The sequence below is a fragment of the Pseudoalteromonas sp. BSi20652 genome (genome assembly GCF_000239855.1).
GTDB lineage: Bacteria > Pseudomonadota > Gammaproteobacteria > Enterobacterales > Alteromonadaceae > Pseudoalteromonas.
Genome location: NZ_BADT01000240.1, coordinates 1 through 3,353, shown reverse-complemented (window position 1 = coordinate 3,353; position 3,353 = coordinate 1). Strand labels below are relative to the sequence as shown.

Annotated in this window: 2 protein-coding genes; both read right to left on the bottom strand. The window is 38.4% G+C overall.

Translation table 11 applies throughout. The annotated features are described in order from the left end of the window. Positions 1-464 precede the first annotated feature (464 nt). A protein-coding gene (locus P20652_RS00720; protein WP_086005533.1) for an IS3 family transposase occupies positions 465-2,011 on the bottom strand; the annotation gives its coding sequence in 2 pieces (ribosomal slippage) (positions 465-1,552 and positions 1,552-2,011; 1,548 coding nt in all). A 34-nt stretch (positions 2,012-2,045) separates the two neighbouring features. Then, positions 2,046-3,344, bottom strand: coding sequence for an O-antigen ligase (locus P20652_RS19270; protein WP_050548231.1), 1,299 nt, complete (start codon positions 3,342-3,344; stop codon positions 2,046-2,048). Positions 3,345-3,353 lie beyond the last annotated feature (9 nt).

Here is a 3,353-nt window from a genome sequence, read left to right as displayed (position 1 = left end):
AAAAGAGGAGTAAATGAGAAGACATAATGCCAATCAGGGTATAGTCTCTGTTTTATTACTTCCTCTAAAAGCGCAGCGCCTCATACCCTCTTAGTGAAAAAATCACTTATTACAGGGGCTGCTGTTACAAAGCAATGCTTAATTGATTTAAAAACCAGCTAAAGAGGAGTAAATGAGAAAACATAATGCCAATCAGAATACAGTTTCGTGTGTATTTTCTTCTCTAAAAGCGCAGCGCCTCTTAACCTCTTAGTGCATAAATTACTTATTACAGGCTTTGCTTGTCACGCCAACAAGTTAACCGTAAATTGAACCTTGGCGGTAGAAGCAGAACTTCCTCGCGTGAGAAACGCAGCTTCTAATCACTATATTAGGTAATTACTTAGCTTTGCATTTAGCTATGCTCTTTTCGACTTCGTTTAGGTGCGGAGTTTTTCAAGTTAGTTGTCGCATCAAATTAAATTTTATGCCGCCCGCATTGCTTCTTTTTTCTCTGGATTTAAATTTACTTCATTGATCATCGTCCAATCTCGAGACTTTCCTGACCAACGAATTGGATTCTGTAATTTCGCCATTTCATTTATCTGATGACGTTTCGCTAGTATCGCTTTATCTAATCCTAAATGACGCTGGTTTGGCGTGACAAATTTAATACCGCTGTGCAAGTGCTCATCGTTGTACCAATCAACAAATCCGCTAACCCACTTTCTTGCGCTACCCATGCTTTCAAAGGCTTTCTCAGGGTATTCCGGGCGATACTTTAACGTCTTAAATAGCGATTCAGAATAAGGATTATCATTACTCACAGACGGTCGGCTAAATGAAGGAACAATACCTAACTCCTGCAATGTCGCTAATAACGTTGCCCCTTTCATTGGACTGCCATTATCCGAGTGCAACGTGACTTGCTCAGGCTTTACCTGCTCTCGCCTGCAAATATCTACCATTAAATCAGCCGCCAGTGTGCTTAGTTGTGTGTCATGAACCTGCCAACCAACTATTTTTCGACTATAAATATCCATCACTAAATATAAGTATAAAAACTGACCTTTAACAGCTGTTGGCAAATACGTGATATCCCATGTATAAATTTCGTTTACACGTATTGCCTTGAGCGCTTTTGGCTTTTTTATCTTTTTATTTGGTTTAACTTTTTCTCTGTGTGTTAATAATTTATGTGATTTCATAACGCGATAAAACGAGCTTTCTGATGCTATCCACACACCTTTATCCAATAGTTTAGGGACTATCTTACTGGGTGGTAAATGTCCATATTCTATTGAATTAACAGTCTTAATTATACGCTGTTGTTCTAATTCAGTTAGCCTGTTAGGTGGTCGCTTTATCGTACTTGTTCGCTTATCTGTCATATCATCAGCTTCAATCCAGCGTTGAATTGTTCTTGCCGTTAGACCAAGTAACTCACATGCTTTTTCTTGCCTTGCCCCTGATTTCTGCGCATCGGTAATGAGCTTTATCAGTTCATGACGCTCAGTTGAGCTGGTTAATCGTCCTCGTTGAAACCCCAAAGCGCATCTGCTTTTTTTTTGAGTACGAGTAAGGCGGCTGTTTCTGCTAACGCTTTGTCTTTACGATTAAGCTCTTTTTGAAGCTGCTTAATTTCTTGTTTGAGCTGTTTACTGTCTGATTTTACGGGCTTCGTTGAAGGCCCTTTAGCAAAATCTTGCTTCCATTGTTTAATATGATGCGGGTAAAGTCCCTTAGCACGGCAATATTCATTAAGAGCTGCTTCATCTAAACTCGCACATTCAATAATGGCGTTAAGCCTTTCTTCTAAGCTCCAGTCATGAGGGCGTTTTTCTGTTGTCATGTGACTACCATTATTTTTAGTTTCAAGTTCATGGTTTTTAGCAAGCGCGATCCATCGTTGCAAGGTTGAATAACCGATGCCTAAATCAAGCGCAATATCTTCTAGGCGAACATCATCACATTGAGATAATGCTTTTTCAACAGCTTGAACTTTAAATTCTTGTGTAAATCGACGTCTCATTTTATCTGCCTCTATTAAAAGTTAGAGGCGACAACTATCCTGACACAGGGGGGGTGGCAGGTAACTTATTACTTAATATTGCCAAACATAAAATAGTCATAAATAACATTGAATTTGCACCGGCTTGTAAAGAATAATCCACCAACGAATGCAGCAGCATATCTACAATTGCAATAGCACAGCCAAAAGCAACGCCCTGAAACAACGCTGTTTTACGCTTTCGCATAGTAGCAATACATAACCATAAACAATAAAGTATGAGTGAGCCCAGAGCGGCTGTAGTAGGTATACCCAGCTCTACTGCAAACTGAATGTAATCGTTATGGGCATTGTCGTAATAACCAGAATACGGCTCAGACTGATACGCAGGAAACGCCGTATAAAACGTACCGCCGCCAGAACCAAGTAAAGGCTTATCTAAAATAAGCGGAATAGAATCGCGTACAACTTCATCGCGGGTTTCTGATGAAATACTGGTTTCGCTAATACGCTGCTTAACTTTTTCTACATCAAATATAGCGCCAATAATAATTAAATCGATTATAAAAAAACTAACTATAAGTAGTTTAAACGCTTTAGGTTTTTGCCTGTAAATAAAAAACGCGAGTAAGCTCACCACCATTAACGCAATAAAAAATGCCGAGTTACCCATACGGCTACGTGTTAAAATTAACGCCACAATAATAATAATTAACGAAATACGTAAAATTATTTTTGAGCTTAAAATAATCTCAGCCCAAGCCCTTAGGGTTTGTTTTAATGTTTGCTTACTATTACCGTGAGTACGCTTTAGCTCACTTACCAATACACCAATACCTAAGCATAAACACAGCGCTAAAAAATTAGCTAAAAAGTTAGAATACGTAAAAGTACCTATTGCTCTTTCGGTATGTTTATAACCAAATAGTGGGCTTACCAAGTCGGGCGATAAATTTAAATAAGTGGCATATAAAGCCTGAAACACGCTTGCACTTATAATTGCATAAATTAAATATTTAATACGCTGTGCGCTATTGCAGTAAATAAACAACAACCAACAAAACAAAATCATAAAGCTGGTTTTTAAAAGCATTTGCTTAGTTTGAAAAGGATCAGCGCTCACCGTGTACATTTGCACAACACACACAGCAGCAACCAAGCCCAAAGCAGTAAATACAGGCCAAGAATATAAAGGAGGGTATAACGATTGCTCGTTATTGGTAGCGCTATAAACTAAATGAGTTAAAAAAGTAGCGCTAATTAATAAACCCATAGCTAATATAGCCCAAGGGCGGTAACTGCCTAAAGGGAGTGGGAGTAAAAATAAAATGCAGCACAGCAAAAAAAAATAAATAAACGATTC